The organism is Psychrobacter sp. ASPA161_6 (assembly GCF_051970285.1).
GTDB lineage: Bacteria > Pseudomonadota > Gammaproteobacteria > Pseudomonadales > Moraxellaceae > Psychrobacter > Psychrobacter glaciei.
The window spans coordinates 310,693-330,320 of sequence record NZ_JBEFNJ010000004.1 but is presented as its reverse complement, the minus strand read 5'-3'; the positions used below and the strand labels follow the sequence as shown (position 1 = coordinate 330,320).

Below are 19,628 nucleotides of genomic sequence, written 5' to 3'. Positions count from 1 at the left end.
GACGAATATTTTACCACAAGGTCTACATACAATTCATAAATGGGGACTACCGATACCTAAAATAGTTTCAGACTAGGTGAGAAACCGTTTAATTAGTCATGAAATTCGGTGCAAGATTGTAACAGAATTGTGTTAGTGTGTTCGTTTGAACGCTCTCTCACTGCAATGAGCATCCATTTTATAGGGAAGTTATTAAGAGAGCGGTATGAGTTCAATGAGTCATGGAGTGCGCGTACTTCATGAAGATTTGCGTAAAAAACCATGTCTGCTAATTCTGCTGTAGGTAAAAAACAGTGAAATAATCGGCGCCGTTGGTGACCGAGATCTACCCCATGATAGATAAACATCAGGACGACAGCTAAGGCAGCAGTAGCCGCACCCAAATAGCCATAAAAACACAAACCGCAATGGGATTTGATTATGAACGTCCGTAAAGCCACAGCAGCAGGGTTGGTCACAACCTACCTCATGCTGACAGCGTGTACAACAATGCAGTCCGCGCCGCAAGCAGTACAATCCACGCCGGAAAAAGCCAAAAATGTCATTATGATCATTGGTGACGGTATGGGGCCACAACAAGTTGGTCTACTATTGGCGTATGCCAAGCAAGCGCCAAATTCGGTAATCACCGACGGCACGACAGCCTTTGACCGAATCGCCGCCAACGGCCGTATGGGTATTTCCATGACCCACGCCAACAACAACCTAGTGGTCGATTCTGCCGCTTCCGCCACACAACTGGCAACCGGTCAGCTAGCTGGCGCTGAGATGGTTGGCACAAATAAAGACGGTAATAGCGCAGAAAGCATACTAGAAAAGGCCAAAAAACTAGGAAAATCTACTGGGCTGGTGTCCGATACCCGTATTACTCATGCAACCCCAGCAGGCTTTGCCGCACATCAGAGCCATCGCAGTCTGGAAAATGAAATTGCGGTTGATCTGCTGAACAATAACGTAGATGTCATGTTGTCCGGCGGTCTGCGTTACTGGATTCCTGAATCCGCTAATGACGAGCAATCAGCTATCCGTCAAGAATTGGAAGTGCTGTCCGAAGGTAGCGTCGTTATTAAATCTAAGCGTAAAGACAACCGAAACTTGATCGCCGAAGCACAGCAGAAGAACTATGACCTAGCATTCAATCGCTCACAGATGGAAAAGGCCGACGGCAAGATACTCGGCCTGTTTGCTTACTCAGCGTTGCCAAACGGTATTACCGAGCACCAAACTAAGAATGACCCCGCACGCACTATACCAACGCTGAAAGAAATGTCAGAAAAAGCGATTAATTCGTTGTCCAAAAACGATAAAGGCTTTTTTCTGATGATCGAAGCTGGGCAAATCGATTGGGCAGGGCATTACAACGACACTGGCACTATGCTGCACGAAATGCTGCGGTTGAACGAAACACTTAATCACGTATTGGATTGGGCGGAAGGCCGTGACGATACTCTTGTTGTGGTGACTGCCGATCACGAAACAGGTGGCTTTGGCTTCAGCTATTCTGCTAACGATTTACCCCATGGACGTGACCTACCGGGCAATGTATTCAAAGAGCAACAGTTTCAACCACTCTTCAACTTCGGCGACGTAGCAACCCTCGATAAACTGTACGAGCAGAAGTCCTCCTACGGCGATATCTTCTATAGCCAGTTCGATGCATTAGAAGCAGACCAGCAAACACCTGCTAGCTTAGCCCGTATTGTAAACGCTGAAACTGGTTTCGATATCACTGAAGCTCAGGCCAAGCGAGTGCTCGCAACCGAAGACAATCCTTTTTACACCGAAGGCCATCCTTATCTGAGCACCAAAACTGTCCCGAAAATGAACGCTAACGGCGCCTTTTTCGCTTACCAAACTGACGACAATCGCCAGAATTTGCTGGCTCGCGAAGTGGCAGAACAGCAAAATGTGGTTTGGGCCACTGGCACCCATACCAATACACCGGTACTAGTATTCACCCAAGGCCCGGGAGACACTACCGCACCCTTTGGTAAGGTGCTACATCACACAGAAGTAGGTCAATACGCTATTGAAGCACTAGAAGACTAATGTACTAATAACCGCCTGAAGACCTTTTGAATACCTTACCGGCCCTCGATACTTATCGGGGGCCGGTCTACTTTTAGTATCTTTCTTATCTTCTGCGAACTAAGGATATAGACTTGCTGCGGTTCATGTTGCCCATGTCCTCGATTCCTATAATATTATGCCACTACAGTATGATTGACTTTAAGAAATAAAAAAGTCACGCGATTACATGATGAGGGTTGGAAACGTTGGGCATAAAATGAGGGGACACGTGAAGAGTTTTTAGGCTGAGCTTATAAGTGTCGTTATCGGTGCAATGAGATGCGATCATCATGCGAATGGAGATGCTGTGATCAATATTTTTAACCCATTTAGGTGCTTTCGTTCAGATTGAGGACACGTCCTAGTATGAACTAAATAAGGCCAACATGAGCGTTGGCCTTATTTAGTTCATACTGTTTCTTAATATGCCAAAAAGAAAAAATGCTATCTTAATTAATTTAGATAAGCCATCTTAACTCTAGAGCATTTATTCATCATCCATATCGGTACTATCGACATCTGAATTTGATGGCGTAATACCAACACCTTGGTTAGATAGCGTTGTACGGCGTGTAGGGTTAATATTTTGTGGATCTACATTCGCTTCTCTGGCGGTAGAGCCAGTGCTCGATTGGCTAGTCACGCGCTCAGTTGACGCCTCAGGCAGACCCAAGCCTACATTGATGCCATTACCACGTGTAGGAGAAGTATTGGCTATCGGTGCGTTGGCAGACGTAGTGTTTTCGCTAGGCAATCTTAATTGACTGGCATTACGAATAACTTGAGTTTTGGTCGCGCCAGTATAGTTACCTTCAGAGACCGAGCTGTCTTTAATACCTGAACGACCAAGCTTACCAAAGGTTAGCTTGTTAAACCAAGTGCGGTCACGTTTGGTGTTGAGCTTAACGCGTCCATCACTGGTCAGCCAATTTGGATAGTTGATCTGTAATAGGGTTTTGTATTCTTTTGCCAAGTCCGTTAGCCCCAGTTTTTCATGGCTATAGGCCAAAATGGCGATGGCTTCGGGTACAGACTCACTCAGTGGATAGTATTGAAACACCCATTTGGCACGGTTGACAGCGGCGACATAAGCCTCACGCTCAATATACCAACTGGCGGCACTGAGCTCACTTTCGGCAAACTGGTTGTAAATAAAGGTCATACGCTGTGCAGCATCTGGCGTATAAGGGCTATTTGGGTATTTATTAATGAGCTCTTGGAAGTTAGCAAAAGCGATACGCAGATAGGCAGTATCACGTTCAGCTTGGTTCAGTTTGAACAGTTTAAGGCCTTCAGATGAGCCTTGCATATTGGCGACACCGCGCACGTAATAGGCATAGCTGACTTGCGGGTTAGAAGGGTAGAGACCGATAAACTGATCTGCACTAGCCGCTGCCAATTCGAACTTCCCGCTTTCATACTGGGCATACATCATATCGAGCAGGGCTTGCTCAGCATATTGTCCGGTAGGATAAAAGGTACGCAGATTGGTCAAGTCTTCAATCGCTTGGATATAACGAGATTTATCAATCTGAGCGATGGCATCGTTATAGTAGCCTTGCTCTGACTTTTCCGCAGTTTCGACTGCATCGACGTCTTTGTTGGTCAGGTTCTTAAAAGTTTGACAACCCACCAAGTTAACACTTATTGCAAGCAAGGTGATTGAGGACAGTTTGATAAACGTATTGCCAACAGCGTGCATACTTCTTCTCCGACACAAGGCGCATAATAGCAGCGACGCTATCATACTATATATAAGGTTAATAATAAAAACGATGCTTATCGCACCAGTTAACTGTCTATTATTGAGCGTGCTAGTGGTTAAAACGACTCGTAATTGACATGATTTTTATCAAAGGCAGTTTTTGCTATGACCTATTAAGAGGGACGTTTTTAAAAATACCGTGCCATAGCATACAGTAAAATAACGCTTACTTTATAGAATAACCACCGTTTCGTCTATTTTTTCGTCATCTATTTTGCAGTTCATTTATCTAGGCAGCTTTGAATTTTAGCAAGCCTGCAATATTTATCTTAGTGTATGACAGTCTGACCCGCGGATATATCCTAAACGTCTTTGTCTATTATGTTTCATCTATCACGTTTCAGCTTTGCAGTTTAGCATGAGCCGCCGCAACGAGCGATATCGAATGTCACTGACATCGACAAATATACAGTAAATTACAGCAATGTCATATTTTAGAGAGTTAATCGTCAATGATTTAGGTATCAAATGATATGCATAAAGTGAGAGATAACAGTCAGCTTCTATAGGGCTTGAGCGCTTGGCATGCTACACTATGGCAGTATTGCCTCTGCTTTTTTGACCATGATAGGTTTTAATCATCAAGGCACGGCACTGTTTTTCTAATACAGCACTATATTTTCTTATTATATTCTCTTATAAAGTGCCTTACAAAAACCTGTCAGGGACTTTGCTATATATAAATATAAATCTGTTATGAATAATAATACTATGACCACCCATTTATCACCGAATCAATCGCTAGATACTGATTTATCAGCGCCACATTTATCAGCGCAAGAGCCTTCCATGCCAAATAAAGTTTTAAAAAGTAATGAGTCATCTGATGCTAAGCAGCTAGAAACTGAAAACCGCATCAACGCAAAAACTGTGTCCAATGAAGCCCTCTCAGACGATGCTATGTCACAAGCGTCAGAAAGTATTGTTTCAGAAGGTGCTGTCTCAAAAGATGCCGCCTCAAAAAATAGTGATATGCTCGATGACGAGATGATTGAGGACTATGAAGCCGATGAGGCTGATGAAGGGATTGATGACAGTGACGACGATGACGCTGATTATGAAGCGCCAACTATAGGCCAAGCGGTGCCAGTCATTATCGATGCCAGCTACACGGTCACCGAAGAAGAAGCGGGTCTACGTATCGATAAGCTGGCATCACTGGTGTTTACCGACTTTTCGCGTGCGCAGTTGCAAGGCTGGATCAGCGATGGTAGCTTGCTGTATAACGATAGCGTACAAAAACCAAAAATTCGAGTCAAAGTAGGTGATGTCATACATCTATCAACGACGTTGCAGCAGCATAGTGAAGATCAGCCAGAAGACATCGATATCGAGGTGGTGTATGAAGACGATGATGTCTTGGTGATTAATAAGCCAGTTGGCATGGTTGTTCATCCTGGCGCTGGCAATCAGACGGGCACCTTGGTTAATGCGTTGCTGTATCACTATCCACAGCAGCATCATTTGCCGCGTGCCGGTCTGGTGCATCGCATTGACAAAGACACTTCGGGATTGCTGCTTATTGGCAAGACTAAACCTGCACAAATGGCCTTGATGGATCAGCTCAAAGACAAGTCAGTCTATCGTCATTATCAGTGTGTGGTAGCAGGGGATGCGGCAAGTTTATTGCGTCATCGCCGTATCGATGCACCGATCGGTCGTCACCGTAGTCAGCGTACCAAAATGACGGTCATGACGGCAGGTCGTGAAGCAGTCACGCACTTATTAAATGTGACCGCGCTCAATGGTAATTATTGTCTGTTAGACGTGGGTCTTGAGACGGGTCGTACGCACCAGATTCGTGTGCATTTAAGTCATATTACCTATCCGATTGTAGGCGATCGCGTCTATGGTGGTCGCCGTCAACTGCGGGCAGGTCTGACAGAAGTACAGCGTCAGGCGATCAGCAACTTCCCGCGCCAAGCCCTGCATGCCTATACGTTGGGTTTTGTTCATCCGACGACAGGTGAGGATGTCGAAGTCACAACGCCAATCCCTGAAGATATGCAGCAGCTAATGACAGTGTTAAGTGATGGCTACGATGAAGAGTAACCGTACTGTGTAAGCAGCGTAAATACGCTTATAATAGACAGATAACAGCAGTAAATAGCTATCAGTGACGTAAAAACGACTCATTAAGACGGTAAATCAGCCATGACTCATAAGCTTCCTATGACATTACTAGCGCAGCTAGAGGATGTGGCGGTTTTTCAGACAGCCGCATTCACTAATAAGGATGAATGCGAGGCTGATATAACCAGCCAGCTGAGACAAGCGAACTATGGCACGCTCAATTTAGGCTTGCACGTCAATGATAGCGCTGCCAAGGTCTTAGACAATCGCATGCGGCTTCTGACGGCGATGAATGAGCAGTTTACTAGCTTGCCATCAATCAGCGCGCGATATACCCCTATTGAAAGACTGCATTGGGTCAATCAAGTTCATGGCAATTGCATTCATGATACTGACGCCACAGCGCTAAGTATGCGACCGGTGGCAGCTGATGCTATGTTGAGCCAGCAAGCAGGGGTGGGTCTAGCGATAATGACTGCTGATTGTGTGCCTATCGTTCTATACCAACCAGCCAGTGGTAAAATTGCCGCTATTCACGCGGGTTGGCAAGGGTTGGCATGTGGCGTCATCAAAGCAACGACTGAGTGTTTTACTGATTCAGGGCAAATCATGGGTTGGGTTGGTGTCTGTATCAGCCAACAAAATTATGAAGTGGGCAGTCAAGTTCGCGATAAGCTGCTGGCAGGTTGTATAGAGAGTCAGTCATTGACGTCAGCCAGTATTGAAAAATTTGATGAGTGCTACGTGATGGCTTCTAAGAATCAGATCGCTGATGACAGTCGTACTGATATGAGTAAAAAGTCGAATATTGATCCTCGATACTTACATAAGTCAGTTGATAAACTATCAAATTACGCTAAAGTAAACGCGGATAAGATTAAGCTGAACTTACCAAGACTTGCTGCTGATCAGTTAAGCACTGCTGGTGTAATACTGTGCAACGAGTCACCTATAGACTGTAGCTATGCCGATGCTCGTTATTACTCTTATCGACGTCAGACGCATTTACAGCAGCCTGCAACGGGACGGATGGCACTGGTGATTGCGCGCCGCTCTGCTACCCAGTCAGAATAAACCTACCGGACGCTGGTAGATACTAAGCATCCTTAATCCGTTTTATTTCTATTCAATTATTTATAGCTATTATTAGAGTTTGTATGAATACATCTGCCACAGCATCTTTGACATCTACACTGACTGACAACACGCAAAGTGTATCGATTGCCGTCATCTATCATAGCAACTACGGTCATACCAAGCGTGTGGCTGAAGCAATCGTCATGGGCGCGCACCAGCAACTGCCAGAAGCACAGGCAAAAGCCGTCGATGTTCATGATGTCGACTGGGATTTTTTAGATCAGGCAGATTTGCTGGTTTTTGGTAGTGCCGTCTATATGGGCAGCGTGACTGCTGAATTTAAGACTTTTATGGATGAGACCTCAAAGCGCTGGTATCACAGAAAATGGGAAGGCAAGTGGGCAGCCGCTTTTGCTAACTCGGGTGGACTGAGTGGTGATAAACTTGCTGTGCTACAGCAGATTTCTCTATATGCCATGCAGCATGGTATGAATTGGATCGGTCTGCCATTAATGCCGACAGGTCATGAGGCTCATGACTTGAACCGTCTATCTAGCTTTTTAGGATTAATGACGCAATCCCTTGATGGTCCACCTGAAGAGACCCCAGGGAAAGGCGATATCGATACAGCTATTTGGTTCGGTGATCATTTGGCTAAGACTATCATAAAGCATCAACCAGCCACATCAACTTGCTAAAGTACGACTATGATATAGTTAATCCCATATAAATTAGATACGGTGTCAGGCTCGCTTAGTCTACTATTTGTAGTACTTTCACTCGCCTTCTTGGTATCCAAACTATATTGAACCGACTATAAAGCGTGCTGATAATATCAATATCATTAGACCTTAGCGTTTATTAAGTAAACTAGAAAAGCAGATATCAATTTGATATCTGCTTTTTTTATTGTCATGAGTAAAGCTATTTATCAATGACCTTGGTTGACAACGCTGTAACAGGAATAGGACTGTCGAAAAATTGAAAAGATTGGCATGCGGTTAATAGCATCGTCGCCGAAAGTATATAAGTCATAATGAAGGGTTTCATAGGGATATCTCAGGACACAGTTGGCATTGTTAAAACAGCGTTCATCATAAACAAATTATCGTGTTATACAACGGCTAATGCCATACATATAGTAAATACTAGGGAAAGCAGGGACAGTATGCTGATTCTGCACTGTGTATGTATTATGTACAGTAGAAATTAAAAATAACAGCTAAATTATGCGTCCATTAAGTTTTTTTTAACTGGTTCGTCACTAGAAAAAAATGAATTGAGAGATTCATAATGATGAGTAGTTGTTTTTCATCAGAATTTTAAAACATCAGTAATAATAATATAAAAAACATATTAATTAATTAAAAACTCAGTGCTGATTATAGGAACTTTTATTTTTGTAAAAAAATAGGAGGATTAAGTTACTAATCGAACAATTTTAGCAAAATAGTTTTACCTTAGTAAGGAGGACAGACATTCTACGGTAACTAAGCTTGATAATTGCCTTATAAATAATAAAGAAAAATTCGTTATCGACTTTTAGTATTTATAGTCGATTCAATTCAAAAGTAGTACAAGGCAACCGAGTGTAGATGTATATGTGATACTTCAAGCGAGGTTAACGCTGTAATACTTTTATAGTGGAATGACTATAGTACGAAGAACACACAGCGAAAGCATAGATAAATAGTGGAAGACTTGGATTTTTTGAATGTAGATACTGTTGAATGATAACTGTCACGAATTAAAAATACTTAAAACACCCTAGGTGCCAGCTATATGAGGATATTATGAAGCCACTTTCTATGATGTTATCGATGCTCGTCATTGGTATGACCTCCAACGCTGCGATGGCTGAAGGTGCAAGCAGCGTTAATACAAGCCTAGCCAATGCCAGTTTACCTAATACTAGTTTACCTAATATTAGCCCTGCCAATAGCGACCTTGTCAATCGCGGTGCCTACATTGCCCGTGCGGCCGATTGCATGGCATGTCATGGTGAGGACTATACCGGTGGGACACCAATCGAGACCCCAATGGGGGAGATTTACTCCACCAACATCACACCATCCAAACGTTACGGTATCGGCGACTATACCGAAGCGGATTTGAAGAATGCGCTGCAAAAAGGTCGTGCGCCTAATCATATGCTTTATCCTGCCATGCCATACCCTTCTTATAGTGGTATGAAAGAAGAAGATATCAGTGCGTTGTTTGCTTATTTACAGACAGTACCAGCGGTTGACGAAGCTCCTAAAGAAAAAACAGACTTACCATTTCCTTTTAATATTCGTAGCTTAATGTTGGGTTGGAATTTACTCAACGTACCGTCTACTGAAAAGCGCGACGGACTGAACGAGACCCAAAAACGCGGTGAATATCTGGTCAATAATCTGGAGCACTGCGGTACTTGTCATACCCCGCGTAATAGTACGATGGGTTTTGATAAGAGTATGTACTTATCTGGTGCCCAGCTCGGTCATTGGCATGCACCAAATATCACGCCTGATGAGTCGAGCGGTATCGGCAGCTGGAGTGAGCAGGATATCGTCACTTATCTGCGTACGGGTGAGCTTGACCAGCGTGCTTACGCTGGTGGTCCCATGGGCGAGGCAGTCGCGCACAGTACCCGCTACTTAAAAAACGAAGACTTGAGTGCCATTGCTTCTTATCTGAAGGCAGTACCTGCTGTCCAGACCGACGATAAAGTGTCTGCGGTAGATGTGTCGCGCCTACCAACGCCAATCAACGAATCTATCACTCATGATCTACTGGCGCAAAAAGAGTATTTGAAACAGGCAAAAGCCGCAGTAGGTAATGGCAGTAATTCCCCCGAATCATTATATTTAGCCACCTGTGGTAGTTGTCATGGGGTTGACGGTTATGGTCAGCCTGATGCACGTTATGCCCCTATCGTCGGCCTGAGTAGTATCCGCCGCGAAAGACCTGATGCGCTGGTTAATATGATCCTTCATGGGGTAGAAGGGGCAACCAATACATCGCCCATCATGCCAGGATTTTCAGACGAATTAAATAGCGAGCAAATCGCTGGTATTACCAATTACGTACGGGTGAATTTTGGTGGTCTTACCAGCAGTGATGTGAGTGCCAGTGATGTCGATCGTATCGCAAATACTGGCGTTGATAAGCCTTTCTTGATTAAGTACGCAGGCTTACTGGCGATAATCGGTATTATCGTCGCGATTGCTATTATTGTGTTTATCATCCGCGCCATCTTACGCTCTAGACGCCGCGCTTAGTTTGACTCTATTTAGATAAATGGTCGAACAAAGAACTTATACAGGCGTTTTAGACGCTGATTACAGTACGAGAATTAAGGTTAAAACGGTAATGCATTAAGGCTTGGTAAGATAAAGGTTCGATATAAACTGAGCCGATAATAAAAGAAAAATGCCAAAGACGATTGCCTGCCGTTATACATGACGTCTACTTTAAGGACATTATTATGAAAGACATGCTTCAATCACCAACGCGGCGCCAACTGCTCTCGATGATTGGTAAAACCGCAGGCGCGACAGCGATGTATCAGGCAATGACGACGTTAGGATTTGCGTCAGAGTCGAGTTTTAAAGAGACCATGGATCTCAAAGGTGCACCTCCGGGCGCTAGTATCGTCATTCTTGGTGCGGGTCTTGGCGGACTGACCGCGGCTTATGAGTTACGCAAAGCGGGCTACGATGTCAAAGTGCTCGAATATCAAAACCGTGGTGGCGGTCGTAGTTGGACATTGAACAGCGGTGATAAATATACCGAGCTTGGCGGTGAAGAGGTCACCTGTGATTTTGAAGAGGGCAATTATTTTAATGGTGGGCCGTGGCGTCTACCAAGCCATCATTATGCCATCTTCCATTATTGCAAACAGTTTGGCGTTGAGATGCAGCCCTTTATTCAAACTAATGATCGCGCTTATTTGCATCGTACTGATCATTTCAATGGCGTACCGCAGCGTTTGGGTGATGTGAAAAACGATATCCAAGGTCATGTCGCGGAGCTGCTATCAAAATCAGTCAACGTCGGTGGTCTTGATCGCTCGGTCAATACTGAGGATAAAGAGAAGCTGCTTGAAGGATTAAAAGGTTGGGGTGTGCTCGATAAAGATTATCGCTATCGCGCCAGTAATGAGACCAGTAAACATCGTGGCTTTAGTGTCTTTCCCGGCGGTGGCTTGATGCCCGATGCGACACCATCAAAACCTTTGCCAATCAGTGAGATACTAGATTCGGGTATGTGGGCCGATATTTATGGCAACCATATGACTTATGGTCATCAACCGACGATGTTTCAGCCAGTAGGTGGTATGGGTAAAATCGGTGATGCGTTCACCCGTGAATGCCGCGATATGATTGAGTTTAATGCAAAGGTCACTAAAATTCATCAAGATGACAGTGGCGTCACCGTCGATTATGTCGACAGCAATAGTCCAGATGGTGCCACCAAGACCATTCGTGCAGATTGGTGCGTGTGCAATATTCCGCTAACGGTGCTGACGCAGATGGATATCAATGTCTCAAAACCAATGAAGCAGGCGATGGCCGCTGTGCCTTACGAAACCTCTTATAAAGTCGGCTTAGAGTTCAACCGTCGCTTTTGGGAAGAAGATGAATGGATATTTGGTGGTCTGACTTATACCGACATGCCCATTGCGCAAATTGCCTATCCGTCACAAAATATGTTCAAAGACGGTACGGGCGTGTTACTCGGCGCGTATGGTTATGGTCCTACATCTTATAAGTTTAATACCTTAACGCCACAAGAACGTATTAATGTCGCGCTTGCTTATGGTAAATACATCCATCCTCAGTATCCAAAAGAATTCCGCGCAGGGACATCAGTTGTCTGGCACCGTATCCCATGGACGCTTGGCTGTTATGGGATTTGGAATGAGTCGACCCGTCGTCAGCATTACGACACCTTGTGCAGTATTGATAATCGTATTGTGCTGGCGGGCGAGCATTGCTCACATATTCCGGCATGGCAAGAAGGTGCTATTTTATCTGGTATGGATGCCGCGAAGCGCCTACATAAAAAAGCAAAAATGCTTGTTTAATAACGCTTGGTTAATATGAATAACTACAAAATTCAGAGGCTATCATGGACAATGCAATCGTGAAGAAGGCAATCGTGGAGAAAGCAATCTTGAAGAAAAAAGTCATGAAAGACATGACACTCAAACTGCTGACGGTGATGCTGCTGAGTGGGATAAGCAGTGCAGTACTGTTAGGCTGTAGTCAACAGTCAGATGATGAAGTGACGGTTTCCAGTGTGCAAGATCAGGATTCTCTAACAACCAATGACTATCAAGAAAGCCGAAATACGGGCGCGTGGGGCGGTGTTTATATGAGCCGTGAGGAGCTTACGGCACCTGCTATCAATATTGTCGACGACAGCTCATTGCCCAATATGGAAGATGATCCAAGTATTACTAAGTGGGACGCAAAGTTTGAAGGCACCAATGGGTTTGTGACGACAGATGGCAAAAAGCTGTATCACGACTCTTGCGCGGCGTGTCATATGCACAAAGGCGAGGGTGCTGCTGGCGCAGGCTATTATCCACCACTGGCGAATAACAGTAAGATGCAATCAAAATATTACATCATTGATATCTTGGTTAATGGTTTTCGAGGTATGCCGTCATTCCATGGGATGATGAACGATGCGCAGATGGCTGCGGTTACTCAATATGTGCTCAGTGACCTAAATGGTTTTACCGATACGGTTACCGCTGAAGATGTGGCAAAACTGCGGCATCCCAATCCATCAGCGGGTGATCCGAGTGACGAATAATCGTGTTTACTCTTTTAGCCATTTTTAGCCCATTTAGAGAATGCTCGATTAAATTGAGGACATGCCCTAATGCAAAAACGACTCAACCATTCTCTGCAACACAAAAAAGCGCCTAATTATTTATTAGGCGCTTTTTATAGGCAAGGCTTAATAGATTAAGAAAGATAATGAGAGAGAGGGTTTATTTAGGGCTGGATGACCAGACTGGGGAGCGGATTGTGTTAGGTGAAGATTTACCAAACGACTCGCCGCCATTAAGTGACTTAATATTTAAAACTCCTTCACCATTTTGTTTTGATGCGTAAACAACACGCTTACCATTAGGTGAAAAGCTTGGCGCTTCATCGATACCTGTATTGCCCAAATTGGTCGTTACTGCACCACTGCTATTCATAATAGCGGCTGCGCGACCACTTAAAAAGGCAATTTGTGAGCCATCGCTACTAAACTGCGGGCTAGTGGCATAACCGCTATTTGATACTTTGGTCGTATTCCCTGATCCAAACTCATAACGGTAAATCTGTGGTTTATTAAATCCTGCTCGGTCACTGACGAATACAAAAGATTTGCCATCGGGTGCATAGCTTGGTTGCACTTCACTGCTTGGCCAATTGGTGATTCGTCTAGGTTTACCGCCGCTGGCACTTATCTCATAAATATCAGCACTGCCTTCAAAGCTACTAGAAAACAGTATCTTGCTGCCGTCTGGTGAGAATGATGGGCTTAAATTGCTACCAGGGAAAGGTGTTAATACAGTGGTACTGCCACTATTCACATTTTGTACGTAAATAATGGGATAAGATTTATCGCGCTGTACTGAGTAGGCGATGCGGTTGCCATCGGGTGACCATGTTGGTGAGAAGATGGATCCTTCTTCTTTAGCAATAGTTCTAGCATTTTCACCGTCAGCATCGATCACTCTAAGAAGCGATGCTTTATTTTTACCGGTCTTATCCTCTTCAATGTAAGCAATACGTCCGGAGAAGTCACCTGGAATACCAGTAATCAGCTCATAAACTTTGTCAGCGATGACGTGACCAGCATACCGCATGCTTTCTTTATTATTGTCAGCCGTTAAGCTTTGTTTGCCTTCGATTACTCGGCCAGATTTGATATCAATCACTTCGTAATCGGTGACTACTTTACCGCGGTTGCTGCGGGTACTACCGACCACTAGGTAAGGAATCCCCATACTTTGCCAAACCGGTAATGTGCCTGACAGCTCGCTAATACTGCGCGGCTGCTGTGGCAAATCTTTGCTAGTCACCTTTAATTCAGTTTTGCTCAAATCATTGAGAATAATCGGCGATAATACAGAATCACCTGCAAACGGCACAAAAGCCACTTGGTTTTGTTGTCTTGGCGCGATAACAGTCATATCGAGCACCATTGATTCAGCTGCATAAGCAGGCACTGATAACAAGGGAGTGATTAACAACAGGCTTGAAGTGGCACGAAGGATAGAATGTGTAGATAGCTTCATGAAGTAATATCCTAAAATAGAAATAATTGGTTCATCATACAGGCTTAATTATTATTTATAGTGAGATTAACTGTACAGCGTTAGGTGTTTTTTATTGAACGTTAATTTTAATTACCAAGTCTCTAAAGCTTTCAGGTTTATTCAAGCCAATCGGTAACGGACTAGCAGATAAGGCTGCTCTTTTTACTGCTCGGTTTACAATGACATTTGAACCTTGAGTCTTAATAGATAGCACATTGCCTTTTTTGTCCAACCTAAGATATAAAGTAACTGCCGATCCTTGAGTAGCAGCTGGTAAAGTGATGTTACGTTTAATTTTTTCTAAAATAGCTGTTATCACATTATTTTTAGTAGGTTCTGTGAGGTTATTATTAGTCACATTAATTTTAATTATCAAGTCTTTAAAGCTTTCAGGTTTATTTAAGCCAATGGGTAATGGACTAGCAGATAGAGCGGCTTTTTCCACTGCCTGATTTACAGCAGGATTTGCACCTTGAGCCTTAACAGATAACACATTACCTTTTTCATCCAACTTAAAGTATAAAGTAGTTGTCGATTCTGGGGTAGAAGTAGGTAGAGTAATATTACGTTTGATTTTTTCTAATATAGCTGTTGTAACATTATTTTCATAAGATTCTCTGGGGTTGTTACTCTCATTACTTAAACCATGTTTTTTAGTAGTGATAGCGGCAAACAAAGCCTTTTGATCCATAAAACCATTTTTGAGGTTATTACTTTCTAGTGATGCACCAGCGAAAGAGTAGCTAAAGGGTAGAAAAAAAGAGACCAATAGTAGCCAAGTCGAAATATTACGTAATCTGTGAGTATTGTTCAAACTCATAAACCAGAACCTTAAGATAGTAGAAAATCATTAACGATATAGAGTTAGAGACTTTACAAGGTTAATTAATAGTAACGTTAATTGTTAAATTTGCAAAACTTGCAGGATTATCTAAATCGATGGGTAATGGGCTAGCAGCGCGTGCAGCTTGTTCAACTGCTTGGTTTACGACGGCGTTTGAACCACTAGCCTTTGCAGACTTCACATTGCCTCTTGCATCTAATTTGAGAGACAATGACGTGGTCAGACCCTGTGTTTCGACTGGGGTAATAAGTTTGCTTTGAATTTTACTTAATATAGCACTTTTGAATTCACCAGTAGAACGAGAGGAGCTATTACTGCTGCTGCCACTACCACCATTAGATACAGTCGACTCACCATCTTCTGATAAGCTAAAGTTTTTATTGGCACTGCCAGAGCTACCAGTATCAATTTTTAAATTTTTATCAGTAGCAGTAGGGCGTGTAATTTTAGGTGGGTTGTTTTGTTTATTACGGTAATCCCTAAGCTGTTTTTGTTCTTCGATGAGCTGTTGTCTTTTATCTTGTTCAACTTGACTGTGTTCTTCTACTACCGACTCATCTAGCTGTGCTGCCCATTCAGCCATATTGCGCTCATATTCTTGATTTTGCTCAAGTAGCCGCTGATGCTGTTCTTCACTCATCAGCATCGGGCGACTGGCAGGATCGTCAGAGCGTGTAAAGACAGGCTCACGTTGAGAGTTTGGTTGGTTGGGGTTTTGAATGCTAGCGCTACCGTCAGCCGTGTTCTCTGGCATATCACTGAATGAGCTGCTTGTACCACTATCAGCTTGCATAGCACTGGCAGCAGCGGCACGATTGGCAAGGATTTGCCCTTGCATCTCAGCCAGCTGTTCAGGGGATACCATGACGGTCTCTAAGCTACCTACCGTTTCAACTTCTGTATTTTGATAGGTATAAATAAGTATGCCAATCACCAGACCATGTGCAAGCAAGCTGAGCAGCGTAGGCAGTGTCAGCCCATTGCCTTCAGGTTGGGTCGGCACATAAACAGCAGGCGCATTATTCATGGCAGTAATACTCATGGACATGATATTGAGGGATGAGGTTCATCAGATTATCTACTTTATTATAACAAGCGGTGCTAACAATAGGATTCATTATGATGAGGGTGTGGGCAAGGGTGCGCCCGTTAATAATCCCACCTTTTGGATACCTGCTTGCTGCAAGCTTGCCATCAAGGTCATGATGGCACCATATTGATTGTTTTGATCGGCATTGATCATGACCTGTAAAGGCTGCGCGCCCGCATCGCTGCTTTGCGCCTGCAAATTAGACAAGGTGTTAATCAGCTCTGGCTCACTAATCGGCAGGTCAACATTGTCTTCATAACTGATAAAAATCTCGCCACTATCGGTTAAGGAGACAATCACGGGTAACTGGCTTTGACTCATGGTATTGGTTTGCTCTTTTGGCAGCTCGACGTCGACGCCGGTGATCAGCATCGGCGCAGTTACCATAAATATCACCAGTAGCACCAGCATTACGTCGATATAAGGAACGACGTTCATCTCCGCATTCAGCGCTTTTTTCTCGCGGCGATAGGGGTTTGGTTTCATAGCCCTGTCACCTGACCTGCATGACCATTAAGTGCGCTGTCTCTATCTACCACGCTTTGGACGCTTGTCTCACGTTGGAGCATACCGGTCATCTCATCGCAGAATAGTGCGCGTGAATCATACAAACGGCTAGATTTGGCCGTAAAGTGGTTGTACGCGAGCACAGCAGGAATAGCCGCAAACAAACCCATGGCAGTGGCAATGAGTGCTTCAGCAATGCCTGGCGCGACAGAGGCTAGGGTCGCCTGCTCAGTTTGGGATAGTCCCAAAAAGGCATTCATAATGCCCCATACGGTGCCAAATAAGCCGACATAAGGTGCAACTGAGCCGATGCTGGCTAGGGTAGTGAGCCCAGATTCTAGTAACTGCTGCTGACGTCCTAAGCCGACCCGAAGCTTACGCTCAACCCCATCGATAATGTCATCTTTTGGCTGACGTTTTTTGTGCATTCTGAGGTATTCAGAAAAGCCCACATAAAATATCTGCTCAAGTCCTTGGCGCTCAGGCGAGCCTTGTACTCCTTGATACAGTTTGGCCAAATCTTCACCCGACCAAAACCAAGTCTCGAACTGTTGATCAAAGTTCTTAGCCGTACCAAGACGTGCACTCATACGAAAAATAATGACCCAGCTGAGCAAAGACGCTAATAACAATAGCGCCATCACAATCTGTACCAATAGACTGGCTTGGGTGATAAGGTCGATAATATTTAATGATTCAGGCATGTATTGGACTCACGGGTAATTAACAATAACTGGTATACGCGCCATACGTAGACCAGATAAGACCTCTAAACTATAGAATATAGGGCATCGAAACTAAGCTGGTAATAGCTAGTAATAGCTGGTAACACAAGCTAGTAATAATAGAAGGTATTCAACAAAATACACTCATATTATGCACGAATAATATTTTTCATATAGCACAGCGTGCAGAATCGACAAAACGATCATACTATGAAGCGTCAATGCATTATGCACACTTATATCAACCGACTAGTGTACTGCTAAATGAAGAAAAGGTCATTTTTTTAAAAGGTTAAAGCGAAAAAAACTGCATTTTATTGATAGAGATGTAATTTTCGTCGATATAAGGTGGGTTTAAAGGCAGGGTTGGGCAGTAATACAACTATTATCCAGTATTTAAACGCCAAGACAGCCTTATTTCTGTTTTAAACCAGCAAGGCACGGGTAATGATTGAATTTGTATCTCATTTTCTCTAAAATGTTGCTCTTTGTTACCGCTGCCTTTTGATTATGACGTCGCAACCTGCTTGTTGACGTCATCTTTATTTTAGGCACCAATAAATTTGTTCTTTCACTAGCAAGCTGGGCGCGACACTTATGAATGCAATTGAACGCTATTTTGGGATCAACGGTGAAAACACCACGGTCAAAACGGAAATTCTTGCCGGTATTACTACCTTTTTGACGATGGCTTACATCATCTTTGTGAACCCCAATGTATTAGCAGAAGCGGGTATGGACAAAGGAGCGGTGTTCGTTGCTACTTGTTTGGCAGCAGCAATAGGCTGCTTTATTATGGGTATTTATGCCAGATTGCCAGTGGCATTAGCGCCAGGTATGGGCTTAAACGCCTTCTTTACCTACGGTGTGGTGCTGGGTATGGGCTATGCATGGCAGACAGCGTTAGGAGCAGTATTTCTATCTGGTTGTTTGTTTATCCTTTTAAGCTTATTCAAGATTCGCGAATGGATTATTAATGCCATTCCAACGAGCCTTAAGCAAGGTATCGTTGCTGGTATCGGTGCGTTTTTGGCATTTATTGCCCTGCAAAGCTCTGGCATCATCGTAGGTCGTGATGCGACCTTGGTCATGCTTGGTGATATGACTGCATTTGCCCCTATGATGGCTGCTCTCGGTTTCTTTATTATCATCGGTTTGGTGTATAAAAAAGTCCCAGGTGCGGTAACCATTGGTATTTTGCTGATTACCTTGATCAGTTTGGTTACTGGTAACACGCAGTTTACGGGTATTATGTCGGCACCGCCATCGATTGCGCCAACACTCATGCAGCTTGATATCGCAGGCGCGTTTGATATTGGCATGATTAGCGTTATTTTTGCTTTCTTATTCGTTGATCTGTTTGATACAGCAGGCAGCTTGGTTGGTATTGCCAATAAAGCAGGCCTCATTGATAAAGATGGCAATATTCCTAATATGGACAAAGCGCTATTGGCTGATTCAACGGCTACGGTTGCCGGTGCCATGCTAGGTACTTCGTCAACGACCAGTTATATTGAAAGTGCGTCAGGAGTTGCGTCAGGTGGTCGAACCGGTCTGATGGCTGTGACGGTTGGTGTGCTATTCTTGCTTAGTATTTTCTTTGCGCCATTAGCCGGTATGATTCCCGCTTATGCGACCGCAGGGGCGATATTCTATGTGTCGGTATTGATGCTGTTCACCCTCAAAGATATTAATTGGGAAGACTTGACGGAAGCGGCACCAGTAGCAGTGGTATTATTACTAACACCGCTTACGTATTCTATTGCTGATGGTATTGCGCTTGGATTTATTACCTTTACAGCGGTGAAGTTGATGACAGGCAAGTTCTCTGAAATTACGATTCCAGTGTGGATTTTGACAGCCATTTTATTGGCAAAGCTGGTACTTCTATAAGTCGCTAACGTGATGTGGATAGTCTATATCATGTAGCTAACCATACTAGCATTAGGCATATTCTGACCCTCTTTATTATGGATTAATAAGGAGGGTTTTTTTTGTGTTTCAAGTAAAGTGCCTTGGGATAACCAACCGAAATTCTCTGCTCTACAAAACAATTAATGACCAATAGTAAACAAAAAATTATAACTAAAGCGTCATTGCCGTTATGATGGTTATAACTAATTGTTTTTAAAGTAGATATTTATTGTCTTAAATTCCAAATATCG

Annotated in this window: 14 protein-coding genes; 8 read left to right on the top strand and 6 right to left on the bottom strand. The window is 43.7% G+C overall.

Features of this window, described 5'->3' with window-relative positions; genetic code table 11:
- Nucleotides 1-420 precede the first annotated feature (420 nt).
- Nucleotides 421-2,049 (top strand): alkaline phosphatase, encoded by a 1,629-nt coding sequence (locus ACTQ9T_RS12380; RefSeq protein WP_440465261.1) that lies wholly within the window; start codon nt 421-423, stop codon nt 2,047-2,049.
- 508 nt (nt 2,050-2,557) lie between these two features.
- Here the strand turns inward: ACTQ9T_RS12380 and ACTQ9T_RS12375 are convergent.
- On the bottom strand, nt 2,558-3,772 hold the full coding sequence (locus ACTQ9T_RS12375) for an outer membrane protein assembly factor BamD (protein ID WP_194619894.1): 1,215 nt from the start codon (nt 3,770-3,772) through the stop codon (nt 2,558-2,560).
- Nucleotides 3,773-4,807: 1,035 nt separating this feature from the next.
- Between ACTQ9T_RS12375 and ACTQ9T_RS12370 the strand changes: the two genes are divergently transcribed.
- The 6 genes from ACTQ9T_RS12370 to ACTQ9T_RS12345 all read left to right on the top strand — a co-directional run bounded on the left by ACTQ9T_RS12370 (nt 4,808) and on the right by ACTQ9T_RS12345 (nt 12,793).
- Nucleotides 4,808-5,887, top strand: coding sequence for an RluA family pseudouridine synthase (locus tag ACTQ9T_RS12370; RefSeq protein WP_440465316.1), 1,080 nt, complete (start codon nt 4,808-4,810; stop codon nt 5,885-5,887).
- Nucleotides 5,888-5,989: 102 nt separating this feature from the next.
- Nucleotides 5,990-6,982, top strand: a complete 993-nt coding sequence (locus tag ACTQ9T_RS12365; RefSeq protein ID WP_440465260.1) for a polyphenol oxidase family protein — start codon at nt 5,990-5,992, stop codon at nt 6,980-6,982.
- A gap of 83 nt (nt 6,983-7,065) precedes the next feature.
- Nucleotides 7,066-7,683 (top strand): flavodoxin family protein, encoded by a 618-nt coding sequence (locus ACTQ9T_RS12360; protein WP_194619890.1) that lies wholly within the window; start codon nt 7,066-7,068, stop codon nt 7,681-7,683.
- 1,095 nt (nt 7,684-8,778) lie between these two features.
- On the top strand, nt 8,779-10,248 hold the full coding sequence (locus ACTQ9T_RS12355) for a c-type cytochrome (RefSeq protein ID WP_440465259.1): 1,470 nt from the start codon (nt 8,779-8,781) through the stop codon (nt 10,246-10,248).
- Nucleotides 10,249-10,454: 206 nt separating this feature from the next.
- Nucleotides 10,455-12,056: a flavin monoamine oxidase family protein gene (locus tag ACTQ9T_RS12350; RefSeq protein ID WP_440465258.1), complete on the top strand. Its 1,602-nt coding sequence runs from the start codon at nt 10,455-10,457 to the stop codon at nt 12,054-12,056.
- Nucleotides 12,057-12,160: 104 nt separating this feature from the next.
- A complete protein-coding gene (locus ACTQ9T_RS12345; protein ID WP_440465315.1) occupies nt 12,161-12,793 on the top strand; it encodes a c-type cytochrome in 633 nt (210 codons plus the stop codon).
- 181 nt (nt 12,794-12,974) lie between these two features.
- Here the strand turns inward: ACTQ9T_RS12345 and ACTQ9T_RS12340 are convergent, their stop codons facing one another.
- From ACTQ9T_RS12340 to tolQ, 5 genes are all read right to left on the bottom strand, one after another.
- The gene (locus tag ACTQ9T_RS12340; protein ID WP_440465257.1) at nt 12,975-14,276 is read right to left on the bottom strand and encodes a translocation protein TolB; all 1,302 of its coding nucleotides are present in this window, start codon (nt 14,274-14,276) and stop codon (nt 12,975-12,977) included.
- A gap of 91 nt (nt 14,277-14,367) precedes the next feature.
- Nucleotides 14,368-15,117 carry a cell envelope integrity protein TolA gene (locus ACTQ9T_RS12335; protein WP_440465256.1) on the bottom strand — a complete coding sequence of 250 codons (750 nt, stop codon included), beginning with the start codon at nt 15,115-15,117 and terminating at the stop codon, nt 14,368-14,370.
- 61 nt (nt 15,118-15,178) lie between these two features.
- Nucleotides 15,179-16,183 carry a cell envelope integrity protein TolA gene (locus tag ACTQ9T_RS12330; RefSeq protein WP_440465255.1) on the bottom strand — a complete coding sequence of 335 codons (1,005 nt, stop codon included), beginning with the start codon at nt 16,181-16,183 and terminating at the stop codon, nt 15,179-15,181.
- A 75-nt stretch (nt 16,184-16,258) separates the two neighbouring features.
- Nucleotides 16,259-16,717, bottom strand: coding sequence for a protein TolR (tolR, locus tag ACTQ9T_RS12325; protein WP_440465254.1), 459 nt, complete (start codon nt 16,715-16,717; stop codon nt 16,259-16,261).
- Entirely contained in the window at nt 16,714-17,442 is a 729-nt protein-coding gene (gene tolQ, locus ACTQ9T_RS12320; protein ID WP_189584860.1) for a protein TolQ, read from the bottom strand. The genes tolR and tolQ overlap by 4 nt, the downstream gene beginning before the upstream one ends.
- A gap of 618 nt (nt 17,443-18,060) precedes the next feature.
- Here tolQ and ACTQ9T_RS12315 point away from each other — a divergent pair.
- The gene (locus tag ACTQ9T_RS12315; RefSeq protein WP_010201193.1) at nt 18,061-19,356 is read left to right on the top strand and encodes an NCS2 family permease; all 1,296 of its coding nucleotides are present in this window, start codon (nt 18,061-18,063) and stop codon (nt 19,354-19,356) included.
- Nucleotides 19,357-19,628 lie beyond the last annotated feature (272 nt).